Annotated in this window: 16 protein-coding genes; 2 read left to right on the top strand and 14 right to left on the bottom strand. The window is 66.1% G+C overall.

The genetic code is table 11. The features are described 5' to 3' along the window. Window positions 1-58: 58 nt before the first annotated feature. The 11 genes from FQU96_RS19370 to FQU96_RS19320 form a co-directional block, all read right to left on the bottom strand. Window positions 59-946 carry a carbohydrate ABC transporter permease gene (locus FQU96_RS19370; RefSeq protein WP_255468406.1) on the bottom strand — a complete coding sequence of 296 codons (888 nt, stop codon included), beginning with the start codon at window positions 944-946 and terminating at the stop codon, window positions 59-61. After that, complete coding sequence (locus FQU96_RS19365) at window positions 930-1895, bottom strand: carbohydrate ABC transporter permease (protein WP_146542963.1); 966 nt, start codon at window positions 1893-1895, stop codon at window positions 930-932. Before FQU96_RS19365 ends, FQU96_RS19370 begins: the two co-directional genes overlap by 17 nt. Window positions 1896-1914: 19 nt before the next feature. Next, complete coding sequence (locus FQU96_RS19360) at window positions 1915-3129, bottom strand: extracellular solute-binding protein (RefSeq protein WP_146542962.1); 1215 nt, start codon at window positions 3127-3129, stop codon at window positions 1915-1917. 244 nt (window positions 3130-3373) lie between these two features. Further along, window positions 3374-4558, bottom strand: coding sequence for a 3-hydroxybenzoate 6-monooxygenase (locus tag FQU96_RS19355; RefSeq protein ID WP_146542961.1), 1185 nt, complete (start codon window positions 4556-4558; stop codon window positions 3374-3376). 118 nt (window positions 4559-4676) lie between these two features. After that, entirely contained in the window at window positions 4677-6044 is a 1368-nt protein-coding gene (locus FQU96_RS19350) for an FAD-binding oxidoreductase (RefSeq protein ID WP_146542960.1), read from the bottom strand. A gap of 152 nt (window positions 6045-6196) precedes the next feature. Beyond that, window positions 6197-7171, bottom strand: a complete 975-nt coding sequence (locus FQU96_RS19345; protein WP_146542959.1) for an ABC transporter ATP-binding protein — start codon at window positions 7169-7171, stop codon at window positions 6197-6199. Beyond that, a complete protein-coding gene (locus tag FQU96_RS19340) occupies window positions 7168-8142 on the bottom strand; it encodes an ABC transporter ATP-binding protein (protein ID WP_146542958.1) in 975 nt (324 codons plus the stop codon). Before FQU96_RS19340 ends, FQU96_RS19345 begins: the two co-directional genes overlap by 4 nt. A gap of 138 nt (window positions 8143-8280) precedes the next feature. After that, window positions 8281-9111, bottom strand: coding sequence for an ABC transporter permease (locus tag FQU96_RS19335; protein ID WP_146542957.1), 831 nt, complete (start codon window positions 9109-9111; stop codon window positions 8281-8283). Between the two features lie 2 nt (window positions 9112-9113). After that, on the bottom strand, window positions 9114-10049 hold the full coding sequence (locus FQU96_RS19330) for an ABC transporter permease (protein WP_146542956.1): 936 nt from the start codon (window positions 10047-10049) through the stop codon (window positions 9114-9116). A 193-nt stretch (window positions 10050-10242) separates the two neighbouring features. Then, on the bottom strand, window positions 10243-11784 hold the full coding sequence (locus FQU96_RS19325; protein WP_146542955.1) for an ABC transporter substrate-binding protein: 1542 nt from the start codon (window positions 11782-11784) through the stop codon (window positions 10243-10245). Window positions 11785-11961: 177 nt separating this feature from the next. Continuing rightward, window positions 11962-12450, bottom strand: a complete 489-nt coding sequence (locus FQU96_RS19320) for a MarR family winged helix-turn-helix transcriptional regulator (RefSeq protein ID WP_178130588.1) — start codon at window positions 12448-12450, stop codon at window positions 11962-11964. A gap of 110 nt (window positions 12451-12560) precedes the next feature. Between FQU96_RS19320 and FQU96_RS19315 the strand changes: the two genes are divergently transcribed. Continuing rightward, a complete protein-coding gene (locus tag FQU96_RS19315; RefSeq protein WP_146542953.1) occupies window positions 12561-13013 on the top strand; it encodes a MarR family winged helix-turn-helix transcriptional regulator in 453 nt (150 codons plus the stop codon). A 97-nt stretch (window positions 13014-13110) separates the two neighbouring features. Here the strand turns inward: FQU96_RS19315 and FQU96_RS19310 are convergent, their stop codons facing one another. The 3 genes from FQU96_RS19310 to FQU96_RS19300 all read right to left on the bottom strand — a co-directional run bounded on the left by FQU96_RS19310 (window position 13111) and on the right by FQU96_RS19300 (window position 16083). Then, entirely contained in the window at window positions 13111-14286 is a 1176-nt protein-coding gene (locus FQU96_RS19310; protein ID WP_146542952.1) for an LLM class flavin-dependent oxidoreductase, read from the bottom strand. Further along, window positions 14286-15086: an alpha/beta fold hydrolase gene (locus tag FQU96_RS19305; RefSeq protein ID WP_146542951.1), complete on the bottom strand. Its 801-nt coding sequence runs from the start codon at window positions 15084-15086 to the stop codon at window positions 14286-14288. Before FQU96_RS19305 ends, FQU96_RS19310 begins: the two co-directional genes overlap by 1 nt. A 274-nt stretch (window positions 15087-15360) precedes the next feature. Beyond that, entirely contained in the window at window positions 15361-16083 is a 723-nt protein-coding gene (locus tag FQU96_RS19300) for a ribonuclease activity regulator RraA (RefSeq protein ID WP_146542950.1), read from the bottom strand. Between the two features lie 179 nt (window positions 16084-16262). Here FQU96_RS19300 and FQU96_RS19295 point away from each other — a divergent pair, with 179 nt between their 5' ends. Then, window positions 16263-17105 (top strand): transglutaminase domain-containing protein, encoded by an 843-nt coding sequence (locus FQU96_RS19295; protein ID WP_146542949.1) that lies wholly within the window; start codon window positions 16263-16265, stop codon window positions 17103-17105. Window positions 17106-17118: the final 13 nt, after the last annotated feature.

Below are 17118 nucleotides of genomic sequence, written 5' to 3'. Positions count from 1 at the left end.
GGCTCAAGATGCGAACCGTTAAACCGGCGGTGCGGGTGGACTCATTGACCCACCATGATCACCGTATCCCTGAGGTGACGAACGCCGACACGATCTGCTTCTGCGCCAGCAGGAACAGGATCAGCACCGGCGCCACGCCCAGCATGGCGGTGGCCATCAGCGGTCCCCACTGACCGCCCTGCTCGCCGGTGGTGGCGAACAGCTTCAGGCCGATCGCCAGCGTCTTGTGCTCCGGGCTCTCCAGCACCAGCAGCGGCCACAGATAGAGGTTCCACGCCGACAGGAAGCCCAGCACGAACAGCGCCGCCAGGGCGGCGCGCACGTTGGGCAGCGCCACCAGCAGGAACTGTCGCCAGGGGCCGGCGCCGTCGATGGCGGCGGCCTCGAAGATCTCACCCGGCAGTTGCCGGAACGCTTGGCGCAGGAAGAAGCAGGCAAAGCCGCAATGCGCTACCGTGGGGATGATGACGGCAAGGTGCGTATCGTAGAGGCCGGCCTGGACCACGGCCATGTAGGTCGGGATCAAAGTGATGACATAGGGCACCGTCATCGTGCCCACGACCAGCGCGAAACCCGCGTCGCGGCCGGCAAAGCGGCCGCGCGCGAAGGCGAACGCCGCTGGCGCTGCAACGATCAGCTTGCCCAGCGCACAGGCCGTCGCCACCCCCAGCGAGTTCAGGAACCAGTCACCCACCGGAAACAGCCCGAAGGCGGCCGGGAAGTTGGCCACGGTGGGATTGGCCGGCACCAGCGCCAGGGTCGAGCGGAACACCTCGGCGTGCGGCGTGAAGGCAGTGCGCACCATCCACAGCAGCGGCATCACCGTCAGCAGCGACAGCACCGCCAGCGCGACGTGCAGCAGCGGCAGGCGCAGGCGCCAGCGCAGTTTCAGGCGTACGCGCGGCAGCGGCGCTGCCTGAGGCAGGGCGTCAAGCGTAGTGGACACGGCGTTCGAACATCCGGAACTGCAGCCAGGTTGCGGCGGCCACCAGTCCCATGATCAGGGTCGCAACCGCCGCCGCTTCGCCGAACTGGAAATGGCGAAACGCGCGCTCGTAGAGAAAGTACAGCAGGTTGGTGCTGGTCTTGAACGGCCCACCCTCGGTCAGCACGTCGACGGCGCCCACGATCTCGTCCAGCACCAGCAGCAAGGTGGTGACGCCGGCAAAGAACAGGGTCGGCGAGATCATCGGCAGCTCGACATGCCAGGCGCGCCGCCACGGACCAGCGCCATCGAGCGCCGCCGCCTGCCGCAGCTCGGGCGGCACGTTGGCCAGTGCCGCGGCGAAGATCGGCAGGTTCAACCCGAAGCATTTCCAGAACGATACGGCGCACACCGCGTAGATCGCCATATCGGGATCGTTCAGCCAGCGCTGCGGCATGCCGCCGAGCGCGGTCAGCACCGCGTTCAGCACGCCCACAACCGGGTTGAACAGCCACAGCCAGACGACGGCGGCGATCGGAAACGACAACACCGCCGGCAGGAACAGCGCACCGCGATAGAGCGACACGACGCGGCCGGCGAGGTGCATCAGCGCATAGGCCAGCAGCAGCGGCACGAGGATCTGCAGCGGCAGCAGGACGGCGAGGTAGATCGCGGTATTCTTGAGCGCGAGATGAAAATCGGGGTTGGCCAGGGTATCCCCGTAGTGCGCCAGGCCGCGCCACACCGCCATGCCGCGCAGCACATTCACATCGACCACCGACAGGCCGAACGTCGCCGCCATCGGCAGCCACACGAAGCCGAGGCACAGCAGCACCGCCGGTGCCGCCATCAGCCACCAGATGAGCGGGGAACGTCGGCTCGAAAATCGCTTCATGGTGAGCCTGTCGAACCATGAAGCGGTCTGCACCGACGCTCGTGCGATGCCTTCATGGTTCGACAAGCTCACCATGAAGGCCGCTCCATGCCCATCATGCGTTGGAGATCAGGCGCTCGACAGCCTGGCGCGAGCCGCGCAGTCCCTCGGGCACGCTGACCGCCCCGTTCACGATACGGCTGATCCACTCGATATGCGCCTGCAGTGCCTCGAGCCCGCGCGCGCCCGGCCAGATCGTCTCCGACGTCAGGCCGCCGGCGAGCTGGGCATGTGCCGCCTCGTTGCCCGGTGCCGGCAGGTCATGAACGGTGGTGTTCATGTAACCGGTCGCGAGCCAAGGCCGGAAACCCTCGGCCGAAGCGATGTGCTGGAAGAACGTCAGCGCCGCCTCGCGCTGCTCGCGGTTGGTAGCGTAGACGGCGAGGAAATTACCGCCCGAGTTCATGCGCCGCGGCCGGCCTTCCAAGCCCGGCAACTGGAACAGCGCCAACTCGAACTGCGCCTGCGCGCGGATCACCGACTGGCGCGCCGAGGACGACGCCATGACGCCGATGGCGCCGGATTGGAACGCCGTCACCATCTCGCCGATGGACAGCACGTTCCACATACCCATGCGCCGCGGCTCCACGAAACGCTCGATGGCGTGCACCGCCGCAGCGCTGTCCATCGCCGGCTGGCCCTCGCGCGTGATCACGTCGCCGCCGGCATTCTGGATGAATGCCTGCGGCAGCCACTCGTTGACCTCGAAGATCAGGCCCTGTTTGCCGGTGCGCTCCTGCAGCTGCTTGGCCAGCGGATAGAGCGCCTCGACGGTGGCCGGCACCTGCGCCGGATCGAGGCCCGCCTGCTTCCACAGGGTCATGTTGACGTAGAGCACCGGCGTCGACATCGCCCACGGCAGTCCGATCAGGCTGCCGCCGACGGTGCAGATCTCCTTCAGCCCGGGCCGGAAGTTGGCCATCAACGCCGCCGTCCGGTCGGCACCGTAGATGGCGTTGAAGTCCTGCGCGCCCAGCGTCTTCTTGGCAAAATCAGCGAGCTTCCAGCCCGTGGTCATGATCGCCGGCGGCCGGCCGGCGGCGATGCCGGCCATCGCCTTGGTGGTGATCGCCTCGTAGGTCGTGCCCTCCTGGCGCGACACGACGGTGACACCGAGCTTGCGGTCGTTGAACGCCGCGATCACCTTCTGGGCCGGATGATCGGCGCCCGAGAAGAGATGCACCAGATCGATGCGCGCGTCGGCGGAGCGCGCCGGGCCGGCAATGAGAATGGCAGGCATGGCAAGCGCAGTGCGGCGGGAAAGGCGCATGGGACCTCCGATGCTGGCGGTCCTGCCGCGTACCCCGCGCGCGTTGCGCTCCCTTTGCGCGCTGGTGACGTTTAGATGACGCCGGGCGCGATCATCCACAGACAAGCGTGCACTTGTCCTGTGCTGGTCGGTTCTATGGCCGATCCGTCATGTCGAGCGCAGCGAGACATCTCGAAGAAACAGAGTCTCCGTTCCCGGGAGATCCCTCGCTGCGCTCGGGATGACGATTTGAACAACCCTGCGATTACACCGCCATGCCACGCACGCCGTAGAGCCATTCGACGCTGTCGAAGAAGTCCGTCGCGCTCTTCGCCTTGAGCCAGGCGTTGCGCGCCAGGCGGCGGGCGCCGTCGGGGTGATAGACGTATTCACCCATGGCCCGCGAGGAGAGCTGCAGGCGCGTGGTGCGTGGCAACCGCCGCTCGCGGTAAGCCTCCAGGCCGGCGTCGATGTCGCCGGCCGCGGTGGCCACGGTTTCGGCCAGGCATACTGCGTCTTCCATGGCCATGCAGGCGCCTTGCGCCATGTACTGCAACATCGGGTGCGCGGCATCGCCCAGCAACGCCACTCGGCCGTCGATCCAGCGCTCTTGCGGCTCGCGATCGCACAGAACCCAACGCTTCCAGCTCTCGGCGGCATGGATGATGCTCTGCGGCCGCGGCGCCAGGTGCGCAAAGCTCTGCCGCACCAGTTCGGTCGGCACCGGTTCGCCCGCCACCGCCTCTGTCGCGTTGTTCTGCACCGTGGCCACCAGGTTGAACACCTTCCAGCCCTGCAACGGATAGTGCACGATATGGCACTTCGGCCCCGCCCACAGCGTGGCGCCGTTCCACCGCAGGGCCTCCGGCATCATCGCAGTGGGGATCACCGACCGATACGTCGTGTGGCCCGAGACCACCGGCGCACCATCGCCCACCACTTGCGCACGCACCGGCGAATGCAGGCCATCGGCGCCGATCAGCGCCTGGCCTTTCACACGCTCGCCATCGGCCAATCGCGCTGCCACGCCAGCGCCGTCCTGATCGTAACCCGCAACCCGGGCTCCGGTGCGCAGTGTGACCCGTTCATGGGCGCGGCAGCCGTCAACCAGCACGCCGTGCAGATCGGCGCGATGGATCACGGCATAGGGATTGCCGAAGCGCTGACGGAACGGCTCGTCCAGCGGGATGGCGCAAACCTGTTCGTCGGAGAGCGCATCCATCAGCACCAACGCATCGACATAGACGGCCTTGGCGCGTGCCGCCGGACCAACGCCCAGGCGGTCGAGCGCATGAAACGCGTTGGGGCCGATCTGGATGCCGGCGCCGATCTCGCCCAGGGATGACGCCTGCTCCAGCACCGTCACGGCATGGCCTTTGTTGGCCAGGCCCAGCGCCGCTGCCAGTCCGCCGATGCCGCCGCCCGAGATCAGGATGGGAAGGTCAGTCATGCTCGCTCTCACGTTGACGCGACATAGGACAATTCGCTGAAGCTGTCATCCCGAGCGTAGCGAGGGATCCAGGGCAGCGCCTGGATGTCTCGCTACACTCGACATGACAGAGAGACGCTCAAACGATCTTACCGGGGTTCAGGCGTCCGGCGGGATCGATGGCCATCTTCAGCGCCCTCATCAGCTTGATTTCGGCCGGCGTGCGCGTGATGCCGAGATACTTCTTCTTGTCGACGCCGATACCGTGTTCGGCCGAGATCGAGCCGCGGAACGCCTGCAACGGCTCGTAGACCAGCCGCTCCACCGCCTCCTTGTCGGCGACAGTGCCGCAGGACAACGCCAGGTGCAGGTTGCCGTCGCCGAGGTGGCCGTAGGAAATCAGCGTCGGCGCCGTCCATCGCTGTTCCAGCGCCACACGCAGATTGGCCACATAGCTGTCCATCTCGGCGATCGGCAGGCTGATGTCGAACACGAACAGCGGCGAGAGGGTCAGCAGGTAGTGGACGTCGTCACGGATGCGCCACAACTGTTGCCGCTCGGCTTCCGAGCGTGCGATCACCGCGTCGGCCAGCCAGCCGCGCTCCATCGCCGTCTCGAGATGTGACTGGAACGCCGCATCGTCGCCGGCCGGATCGGCACCCTCGCACTCGATCAGGGCATAGAACGGATAGGCCTGATCCAGCGGCGGTGCGTGGCGGTCCGGCGCCGTGAGCAGCAGGTAGTAGTCGCGCCACATCACCTCGTAAGAACTGAGGTTGCCGCCCGACGCCGCGCGCATATGAGCCAAGGTCCGGGTCACGGCATCGAAATCGCGGAAGGCACCCAGCATGGTCTGGCGCGAGCGCGGCGCCGGCTGCAAGCGCAGGACGGCGCGGGTGACAATCCCCAGCGTACCCTCGCTGCCGATGAAGAGCTGCTTGAGGTCGATCCCGGTGTTGTTCTTCAGGATCTTGAACATCGAGGACACGATCTCGCCGTCGGGCAGCACGGCCTCCAGCCCCAGCACCATGTCGCGCACCATGCCGTAGCGCAGCACCTTGTTGCCGCCGGCGTTGGTGGCGATGTTGCCGCCGATGGTGGCCGACCCGCGCGCACCGAGATCGAGCGGGAACAGCAGGTCATGCGCCTCGGCCGCGTCCTGGATCGCCTGCAGCGGCACGCCGGCCTCGACCGTCATGGTCTGGGTCAGCAGATCGACCTCCTCGATGCGTGTCATGCGTTCCAGCGACAGCGCGATCTCGTCCGGCCCCACCAGACTGCCGCCGACCAGCCCCGTCATGCCGCCGCGTGGCACCACGGCAATGCCGGCCTCGTGGCACAGCCGCATCACCAGCGCGACTTCCTGCGTACTCTTGGGCCTGACGATCGCCATGGCCGCGCAACCGCTCTTGATGATGCGCGACACCGGTCGCGCCGCCACGTCCTCGCCGGTCAGCACCGCCACATCGCCGAGCTCGGCGCGGATCACATCAACGACGGGATGCATCAGGTGTTCTCCATTTTTTTGGACCGCGCGCGTCCACGCGCGCATCTTCGGCGAAAGCTTTGCTTTCGCCTGTGCGCGTTAGCGCCGACGTTCGCACTCCGCTTCGCTCCGAGCGAATGCGCGCGTGGACGCGCGCGGTCCAAAGATGACGGTTAATCCGGATGATGGCAGGCAACGTCGTGGCCGTCGGTCGTGGTCGTCTGCGGGGCCACGCGCTTGCAGAGGTCGGTGGCCTTGGGGCAGCGCGGGTGGAAGGTACAACCGGGCGGCGGCGCTGTCGGATTAGGCAGGTCACCCACGATCTCGGCCGCGCGCCGGCGCTGGCGCGGATCATGATGCGGTACTGCGGCCAGCAGCGCCTGCGTGTAAGGATGCCGCGGCCGGTTGAAGACGTCGGCGACCTCGCCCTGCTCCACGATGCGGCCGAGATAGATGATGGCCACGCGGTCGCAGACATGGTCGATGATCGCGAGGTCGTGCGAGATCACGATGTAGCTGAGCCCCAGTTCCTCGCGCAGCGCCGCCATCAGGTTGAGGATCTGGGCCCGGATCGATACGTCCAGCGCGCTGACCGGCTCATCGGCCAGCACCAGCTTGGGGTTCAACGCCAGCGCACGCGCGATCCCGATGCGCTGGCGCTGGCCGCCGGAGAACTGGTGCGGATAGCGTTGCGCCTGCGCCCGTGTCAGGCCGACCTTTTCCAGCAGCCCGATCGCCCGCTCGTTGGCCTCGGCGCGTGAGAGGGTCGAGAGGGCGTCGAGCGGTTCGCGCACCAGATCGACCGCCCGCAGCCTTGGATCGAGTGACGCGTACGGGTCCTGGAACACGAACTGCATGTCACGCCGCGCCGCGCGCAATTCACCACCCTTGGCATGAGTGATGTCGCGTCCGTTCAGTACGATGCGACCGCGGGTCGGCTCCAGCAGGCGCAGGATGCACCGCGCCAGCGTGGTCTTGCCGCAACCGCTTTCGCCGACAATGCCCAACGTCTCGCCATGGCGCAGGCGGATATCGATGCCGTTGACGGCATGCACGTAACGCCGTGCCTCGAACGGCGAGCGCCGGCGCACGGCGTAGCGCATCGCGAGGTCGTTGACCTCGAGCAATAAGCCGTCCGGCGCGCTCATGCCGCCTCCGTCCACCAGCACGCCGCCGCCTGCCCCGGCGCGCGCTCCACCAGCGCAGGTGCCTGCTCGTCACACCGGCTCATGCGGTGCGCGCAGCGCGATGCAAAGCGACAGCCGGGCAGGATCTCGGTGATGGAGGGCACGGTGCCGGGGATCTCCTGCAGCCGCTCGCCCGGTCGGCGCGCGCCCAGTCGCGGCACAGAGGCCAACAGCCCGATCGTATAGGGATGTCGCGGTGCCGACAGCAGGGTCTCGGCCGGACCGGTTTCGACGATGCGGCCGCCGTACATCACCGCCACCCGATCGGTGTATTGCGCCACGATGCCGATGTCGTGCGTGATCAGGATCACCGCGAGCTTCAATTCCTGGCGCAGGCGATCGATCAGGTTCAACACCTGGGCCTGGATCGTGACATCCAGCGCCGTCGTGGGCTCGTCGGCGATCAGCAGGTCGGGCGTATAGGCCAGCGCCATGGCGATCATGGCGCGCTGGCGCATGCCGCCGCTGATCTCATGCGGGTAGCGCCGCAGGATGCCTTCTGGATCGGGAATGTGCACCAGCTTCAGAAGCTCGAGCACGCGCGCACGCGTCGCGGCGCCGGCCCCATCGCCATGCGCCACGAACACCTCGCCGATCTGATCACCGATCGTGAAGCAGGGATTGAGCGCCGACAGCGGTTCCTGGAAGACCATCGAGATGCGCTTGCCGCGCAACGCCTGCAGTTCAGCCAGTTTCAGGCCGACAAGGTCGCGACCGTCGAACGTGATCGAACCGCCTGAAATGCGCCCGACCTGCGGGTCGATCAGACCCATGATGGAGAGCGCCGTCACGCTCTTGCCCGAACCGCTCTCGCCGACGATGCCCAGCACCTCGCCGCGCTCGACACTGAAGCTCACGCCGTCGATCGCCCGCCGCGGCCCGGCCTGGGTGTTGAACTCGGTGGCGAGGTTGTTGACGGACAGCAGTGTCATGTCAGGTCCCGGTGGCATCGGTCGTCGCAACGCATGCTGTCATCCCGAGCGCAGCGAGGGATCCAGGGAGCAGACGAGATCCCTCGCTGCGCTCGGGATGACAGAGGTGCGGGCTCACCAGCGTCATGCGCGCGTCCCTCAGCTGTGCAGGCCGCGCAGGCGCGGATCGAGAATGTCGCGCAATGCGTCGCCCAGCAGGTTGAAGCCGATCAAGGTCAGGGTCAGCATCACGCCGGGGAATGTCGTGAGCCACGGCGCGCCCAGGATATTGTTCCGGCCCTCGGCCAGCATGTTGCCCCACGACGGCTCGGGCGGCGTGACGCCGACGCCGAGAAAGGACAGGCCGGCCTCGACCAGGATGGCGTTGGCCATGAACACGGTGCACGTAACGATGATCTGCGCCATCGCATTGGGCAGCACGTGCCGCGTGATGATCGCCACAGGCCGCTGCCCGGCGACGCGCGCCGCATCGATGTAATCCAGCTCGCGCAGCGCCATCGCCTCGGCCCGTACCACCCGCGCGAACCGCGGCACGAACAGCAGGCTGATGGTGATGATCAGGTTGAACAGGCTGGGTCCCAGCGCGGCGACCAGGGCCAGAGCCAACACGACGATCGGAAAGCTCAGCAGCACGTCGACGGGTCGCATCAGGACCGCGTCGACCCAACCGCGAAAATAACCTGCCGCCAGACCGATGGCCGAGCCGATCAGACAGCCGACCGCGACACTGGCGAAGCCGATCAGCAGCGACGGCCGGGCGCCCCAGATCATGCGGGACAGCACGTCGCGGCCGAAGAAGTCCGTGCCCAGCCAGAACTGTCCGGATGGCGCCTGGTTGCTGACGGCGGGATCGAGTGCCAGCGGATCGTAGGGTGCGATCCACGGTGCCAGCAGGGCCAGCAACAGCATCAACCCGACCAGGCTCAGGCCCGCCACCGCCTTGGGTTTCTTGAGGATGAGCGCCAGCATGATCAGACCCGGATCCGCGGGTTGAGCAGCCCGTACAGCAGGTCGGTGAGGAAGTTCGTGAAAATGAAGAGCGCGGCGAACACCGCCACCGCCGCCTGTACTTGCGGATAGTCGCGCTGCAGGATGGCATCCCAGATCATCGTGCCGACACCGGGCCGCGCAAACACGACCTCGACGATCACGGCGCCGCCCAGCAGCTGGCCCATCGTCAGGCCGATCACCGTCACCACCGACAGCAGGGCATTGCGCAGCGCATGCTTCACGATCACCACGGGCTCGCGCACGCCCTTGGCGCGTGCCGTGCGCACATAGTCGCGCCCCAGCACCTCGAGCATGCTCGAGCGCGTGAGCCGGGTGACCAGGCCGAGGAAGCCGGCCGCCAGGGTGAGTGCCGGCAGGACCAGGTGATGCAACTGCGAAAGCATATCGCCGGCCTCGCCGGCGCCGAAGATCGGAAACCAGTCGAGCCAATAGGACAGCACCAGCAACAGCAGCAGGCCGAGCCAGAACTGCGGCATCGACATCAGCAGGAAGACGGCCAGCGAAACGCCGTAGTCGATCCAGCTGTCACGCTTCACCGCACTGATCACGCCGGCCGGCAGACTGATGCCGATGATGACCACGATCGCCGCCGCGCACAGCATCAAGGTGCTGGGCAGCGCCTCGATCACCCGCTCCAGCGCCGACGTCTTGGTGACGATGGAATTACCCCAGTCGCCGACCACGAAGTTGTGCAGGAACACGCCGTACTGCACCCACAGCGGCTGATCCAATCCGAGATCCTGGCGCAGGCGCGCGAGGTCCGCCGCCGTGGCGTCCGCGCCCAGCATCGCCTGCGCCGGATCGCCGGGGATCATGCGCAACAGCAGGAACAGGATGGTGACGGCCCCGAGCAGGGTCGGCAACGCCTGGGACAGGAAGCGGATCAGGATGCCCATGAACGCAGGTGACTTTCGCTACCCATGCAGAGCCACTATGGAAAAAGATGAACCACAGAGGTCACAGAGGGACACAGAGAAAGAGAATTCTGAGCGCCTATGGTTACGCGACGCTGTGTCTCTGTGCTCCATGTCTCTATGGTGAAACCTTCCTCGCTCGCCGCCACCATCGTGGACGCAAGACGACGATGAACTACTTCTCGATATACGCCCGTTCAAGCACCGGTGCATTCTCCGGCACGCGATAGACGTTGATGTCCTTCACAGTCTTGCGGGTGACGTAGGTATTGAGCTCCAGGGTCAGCGGGATTGCCGGGCTGTCCTCGGCGATGCGCTGCAGCGCCTGCGCGTAGAGTTCGGCGCGCGCCTTGTCGTCGAACGTCACGCGCGCCTTGTCGATCAGGTCGTCGACGCCGGCGTAGAAGGCGCAGTTGGTACCCTTGGGCGGCTGGTTCGAGGAATGATAGCTGGGATACAGGAACGCATCGGCCGCCGGCGCGCGGAAATGCGCGTTCCAGATGATGTCGTGATCCGACTGGCCCAGCGCGCGGAACCAGGTCGGCCGGTCGATGAGCTTGATATCCAGGGTAACACCGACCTGCTTCAGCTGGGCCTGGATCATCACCGCCTCGCGCTGATAACTCGTCGGCACGGTGAGGCTGCACTTCAGGTCCTTCACGCCGGCGTCCGCCAGCATCTTGCGCGCCAGATCCGGATTGTGCGGATAGGCCTTGACCTGCGCATAGCCCTCGATACCCGGCGGCACGACCGAGTCCACCACGCGGCCGCGCTGCGCGTAGACGGCATCCACGATCGCCTTCTTGTTGATGGCGTGCTGGAAGGCCTGGCGTACCTCCTTCTTGTCGAAGGGCGCCTTGCCGGTGTTGAAGGTCAGCAGGTAGAGCCCGGTCGTCACGCTGGAGATCATCAGCGTGGACTTGGGATCCTTGGCGTAGCGGTCCGTCGCCTCGCGGTCGTTGACGTCGATCAGGTCAAGCTGGCCGCGCTCGAAAGCCAGTGACGCCGTGCTCGACTCGCGGATGACGCGGAAGACAATCTTCTCCAGCTTCGGCTTGTCGCCGAAATAGGCATCGTTGCGCTTGAGCACGATTTCCTGGTCCAGCACCGCCTTTTCCAGCATGTAGGGCCCGGTACCGATCACGAGCTTGCCGTAGTCAGCGCCCTGCGCCTTGGCCGCCGCCTCGCACATCATGAAGCCGCCGCGGAACGTGGCGACCGCATGCGGGAACACCGCCGACGGCTCCTTGAGGCGAAAGCGCACGGTGTCGTCGTCGACGACTTCGACCGCAGCCACGTCCTTGAACTGGCCAGCATTGCGCGACTTGGTCGCCGGATCCAGCACGCGCTCGATCGAGAATTTCACGTCGCGCGCCGTGAACTTGCCGAAGCCGCCGTGCCACGTCACGTCCTGGCGCAGCTTGAAAGTATAGGTCTTGCCACCGTCGCCGACCTCGTAACCGGTGGCGAGATCGGGCACGAGGTCGAACTTCTCGCCCGCCGCATAGCGCAGCAGCGCATTGCTGATCAGGATGGCGACGCGGCCTTCATCGCCGGCCGAAATCTGATGCGCCGGATCCAACGAATTGAGCGCGCCGCTCTGGACGACAAGCTGTTTGGCGTCGGCGGCCACGGCGTCCAGCGGCAGACCCGCCAAGGTCAGCACGCCGGCTGTGGCGGAACCGCGCAACAGGCCGCGGCGATTGATCTCGGTCATCGGTTTCCTTCCTCGTTCCCCGGATGGCGCTTGAACAGTCGCTGGCGGCAGGCGCCGGCCCGCACGACCTTCGTCTGTTTAGTTAGTATTGTTACTATTTGAAAATGCCGTGGGATATCCGCGCCGTCAAGCAAGTTCCCTGCCTGCTGATGAACGAGGGCGAAGGGACAGTGCCTACTACTTCCGCGGCTGACGCCGCTTCGCCTTGCGAGCACCAGCAGCGGGCTCGGCGCCGATCAGCTTGCGCAGCAAGCGCACCAGATCCTTGCCTTCCGACTGGGTCAGGTTGGCCAGCAGGTTCGTCTGCGACTGGCGCACCGTGTCCTGCATCCGCAACAGCAGCTCGCGGCCCGTCTCGCTGAGCAGCAACACGCGGGCACGCCGGTCCTGGCTCGACTGTTCGCGCCGCAGCAGGCCGCGCCGCTCCAGCCGCGACACGATGGTGCCGGTCGTTACCTTGTCCAGGGCGACGAGCTTGGCCAGCGTGACCTGGTCGATTCCCGGGTGCTTGAAGAGCGCCGTCATCACGACGTGCTGTGGTGCCGTGATACGGTCGCGCGCGGCCAGTCCCTCGAACACTGCCACGGAGAACTGGTGCGCGCGTCGGATCAAATGGCCGGGTTTTTCGAGCAGATCGGCAATGACTGCCGGCCTTTCCTTCTTCATCAATCCTGCTCGCCCACCACTTGTTGATGCTATGAAGCTAAAGGAAATCATCTATCCCAGCAAGGCGCGCCCGCGCATACTCGACCGATCATGCCTTTGTTCGTACGTTCATGAAGACGCGCCCGACAACAACCGGTGGCCTGCACCAGCTGGACGAAAAGCCAGGCCACCTGGTGCGGCGAGCGCATCAGCTCTCGGTCACCATCTTCAGCGAAGAGACCCGGAAATTCCGCATCACCGGCCCGCAGCACGTGGTGCTGGTTGCACTGGCGCATCATGCCGGCGTCGACCAGAACACCGTCGCCAGCCTGGTGGCGCTCGACCGATCCACGGCGGGCAACGTCATCGTGCGCTTGGAACGGCGCGGCCTGATCGTGCGTGCGGTCAATCCGGCCGACCACCGCGGCCGCCTCCTGTCGCTCACCGCCAAAGGGCGCAAGCTGGTCGCCGCGATGGACGACGCCGTGCGCCGCACGCAGCAGCGCTTCCTGGCGACGCTCGATCCGGCCGAGCAGGCGCAGTTCATCACCTTCCTGCGCCGGATCGTGGGGTTGGAGGATTAACTGACCTCCTGGGAGCGCGGGCCTCTGGCCCGCATCAAGGCGAAGGCGTTGCTTCGCCTGAGATGAGCGGGCGGGACGCCCGCGCTCCCGGGGATAGCTACTCCGCCGCGATCGGGCGGTAGCCTTCGGGTACCCGGTCCTTCAGGTGCGGCATCACCTCGCGGGCGAAGATCTCCATGTTCTTGCGGGTCAGCTCGGCCGGCAGCGTGCCGAAATGCAGGCCGGCCATCACGATGTTGAAGCCGCCTTTGTGCTGGTACTCCTCCAGCTTGGCGCGCACCGTGGCCGGGCTGCCACAGATGAAGGTGCCCTGCTCCAGCAGCTGATCGATGGTCCGCGCGCCGCCGGTGATCGTCTTCTTGGCGGCCATCACGCCCTTCATCGACTCGATCGAGCTGTAGCCGGGCGGTAGCAGCATCTCCACCGGCATGCGCAGGAACTTGTTCACGAAGGCCTCGATATGCGGCTTGGCCTCGCGCTTGGCGATCTCATCAGTCTCGGCGACATAGATCTTGACCGACCAGCCAAGCTGATCGGCGCTCGCCTCGTAGTTCTGACGCAGCGCCTCCTCGCGATAGGCGCGCATGTACTTGAACAGCATTTCCGCCGGTGTCGCGGTCTGCAGGTAGACATACTTGTGCTCGCGCGCGGCAGCGAACTGGATGGTCTCGCGCGACCCCTGCGATGGTACCCAGATCGGCGGATGCGGCGTCTGGTAAGGACGCGGCCAGATGTTCACGTAGGGAAAGTGATAGTACTTGCCCTCGTAGGCGAACGGCCCCGGCCGGGTCCAGGCCTGCACGATCAGGTCATGCGCCTCGTGGAACCGGGCGTGGCTTTCCGCCGGATTCACCGCCATCGAATGGTACTCGGCGCCGATGCCGCGCACGAAGCCGGTGATGATGCGGCCCTTGGTGACGTTGTCGAGGACCGCGAATTCCTCGGCAATCGACAGCGGGTTGGAGAGCACCGGCAGGGCGCGGCCCAGGATGCAGATCTTGGCCTGCTTGACGCGCCGCGCCAGCATGCCGGCGAAAACATTCGGCGCCGGCATCAGGCCATAGGCGGTCTGATGATGCTCGTTGACGCTGATGCCCTCGAAGCCGAGCTCGTCGGCATACTCCAGCTCGTCGAGGTAGCGGTTGTAGAGATCGGCGCCCAGCTTGGCGTCATAGTAGCTGTTGGGCAGCGTCACCCACGCCGACTTGTGCGTCTTGTCGTAGTCGAGATCCAGCGGCGCATAGGGCATCAGGTGGAAGAAGAAGAAACGCATTACGCTGCCCCTCCGATGAACGCGGTGAATGCCGCGACAAAAGCTTGCGGCTGCTCGACCTGCGGCAGGTGCCCGCAAGCCTCGAACGTGCGCACTGTCGCGCCCGGAATCAGTTCGCCGAACCGCTCGGCATAGACGGGTGGGATCAGCTGGTCCTGGGCACCCCAGAACACGGCGGTCGGCACATCGATGCGGTGCAGCCACTTGTGCAGATGCGGATCGTAAAACCGCGGCGCCCAGGCCAGCCGCGCGGTGGCGAACCGGTTCTTCATCTGCCATTCCAGCTCGTCATCGGATACCGGCGCCGCCAGCATCTTGTCGGCCAGCGCCTGATCATGGAACAGGCCGCGCACGGCCTCCTCCGGAGTCCACATGAAGGTATCGGGCCGCGCCACGCCCTTGACGTGCAGCCCGGCCGAGCCGATCAGCGTCAGGCTCGCCAACCGGGCTGTGCTGCGCACCGCCATCTCGCAGGCGAGCCATCCGCCCAGCGAGGAGCCGACCAGGTGCACGCCGTCGAGGTCCAGCGCCTTCAGCAGGTCGAGGTAGAAGTACGCCACATCGTGGATGTTATCGAACCAGTCGGGCGTGTCGCTCCGGCCATAGCCCGGATGCTCGGGCGCGATGATCTCGTGGCGGGTGGCCAGTTGCTCCATGAACGGCAGCCACTTGCCGCCGCCCCCGGCACCATGGAGGTACAGCAAGGGCGCGCCCTTGCCGCTGCGCAACAGATGGGTCCTGCAGCCGGCGACGGTGATGGTTTGCTCGCGCCGGGCAGTCTCGGCGCTGGCCACAGCCATGGTCGTTCTCCGCATTGTCTTCGATGACGGTGCGGACATTAGTATGTATTGAACATATCTGGCAAGAATGATTCGTACTATTACTAATTTGGACGTGCGCAGGCGTGCGCTCTGACGACAGGCGCGCAGACGGATGTCGGGATCAGTCGATGCCTTGGAACAGTCGCTGGGGACGCGCCACTCTGTGGCGCGTCATGATTTCAGCGCTGCGCGCCGATGCGCCACGGAGTGGCGCGCTTCCAGCGTCTTCAAGAACGGGCTAACGAAACAGCGACTACGCCTTGCCGCCGCGCGCCTTCTTCCACGCGTCGTAGTCGCGCTTCGCCTCGTCGCCGGCGACCGGGAACAGGCCCTTGAGCGAACGGCCGCGGGCCACTTCGGCTTCGGCGAATTCCTCGTACTCGTAATTGGCCAACGCCTCCTCGGCGACGGCCACGACGATGTCGGGCGGGATCACCACCACGGCATCGCGGTCGCCGACGATGACGTCGCCGGGATAGACCGCCACGCCGCCGCAGGCGATGGGCAGGTTGAGATCAATCGGCCGGTGGATGATCGGGCTGGGCGGTGACGACGGACGGCGGCAATAGGCCGGCAGGCCGGTCTTGGCGATGCCGTCGGTGTCGCGCAGGCCGCCGTCCGTGACGATGCCCGAACAGCCGCGCGCCTTGAGCCGGCCGACATAGAGATCACCCGCAGATGCCGCACGCGAGTCACCGCGTGAATCGACCATCAACACGTGGCCCGGCGGGCACTCCTCCATCGCCTGCGGCTGCACCATGCTGCGGTTGGTCGAGGTCGGGCCGTCCTTGTCCTCGCGCGAGGGGATGAAGCGCATGGTGAACGCCAGCCCGACCATCCGTGGCGTGTCAGGTCGGATCGGCCAGACGTCATACAGGGTCATGCTGCGCAGTCCGCGCCGGTTCAGCACGCCGGTCAGGGTCGACGTGCCCACGCGCGCCAGAACGTCGCGCAGTTCAGGGGTGAGTTCGGTCATCTGTCTAAATTCTCCCTCCAGTATTGTCGGTTGATACTGGCACGGCACGATAGCGTTCGCCCAGGCCGACGCGCGCCGGGAATGGCATCTCTGCAAAGATCAAAGTCGCCGATCGCCCCTGGTGATCTGGTGTATCGCCGTGGAGCTTGTTATCCAGGGGTGGTGATGAGACCGAGGCCATGATGGACCTTCTTCCGGCGCTGACCTTCTATCGAACGCACGGCGCCATGTCCGCTCCCGGCCGCCATGCCGATGCCATCAACGCATTGCCCGACAACGTCGGCGCGCTGGCCAATGTCGTGCGCGGACTCCTCATCCACAGCGGCTGGCTGCATCTGTACGGCCTCGTGGCAGATGACGTGACGATGTCGCGCGAGACGCTGCCGGTCGCGCAGAGGCTGGATGCGATCCTGACGCTCCAAGCCGCCCCGCTCTCCCAGGCGCGCCCGGCCCGAGCGCGGGCGGTGGGCACGTGCCGCGACTATGCCCTGATGCTGTGCGCCTTTCTGCGACAGAAAGCGGTGCCGGCGCGGGTGCGCTGCGGCTATGCCCGGTACTTCAAGGCCGACCACAACGAAGACCACTGGGTTTGCCAGTATTGGCGGGACGGTCGCTGGGCATTGGCTGACGCGCAGCTGGATGATGCCCATTGCGCCCACCTGTCGATCGGGTTTGAGCCGATCGACATCCCCGAGGACCAGTTCATCTTTGCCGGTCAGGCATGGCAGCGCTGCCGCGCCGGTGGCGCGGACGCCGCTTCATACGGCCACGGCACGGCGACCGGCCCCTGGTTCATGCGAGTCGACTTGGTGCGTGACCTGCTGTCGCTGGGCAAGCAGGAGGTGTCGGACTGGGATACGTGGCGAGAGGCCTCGGTTGACAGCCACGCGATCGATCCGGCAGCCGGCGCCTGGTGCGATACCGTCGCTGCCGTCCTGGCGGATGTCGACGGAAGCCTGGCGACAATCCGTCAGCTGCCGGCGGGCTGGGCCCCCTATCTCAGGCCGTTCTGGCGCAGCTGACGCGCCCTCTCCA

It is taken from the genome of Reyranella sp. CPCC 100927 (genome assembly GCF_007859315.1).
Taxonomy (GTDB): Bacteria; Pseudomonadota; Alphaproteobacteria; order Reyranellales; family Reyranellaceae; genus Vineibacter.
The sequence above is the reverse complement of the archived record's forward strand: the minus strand, read 5'-3'. Positions and strand labels throughout refer to the sequence as shown.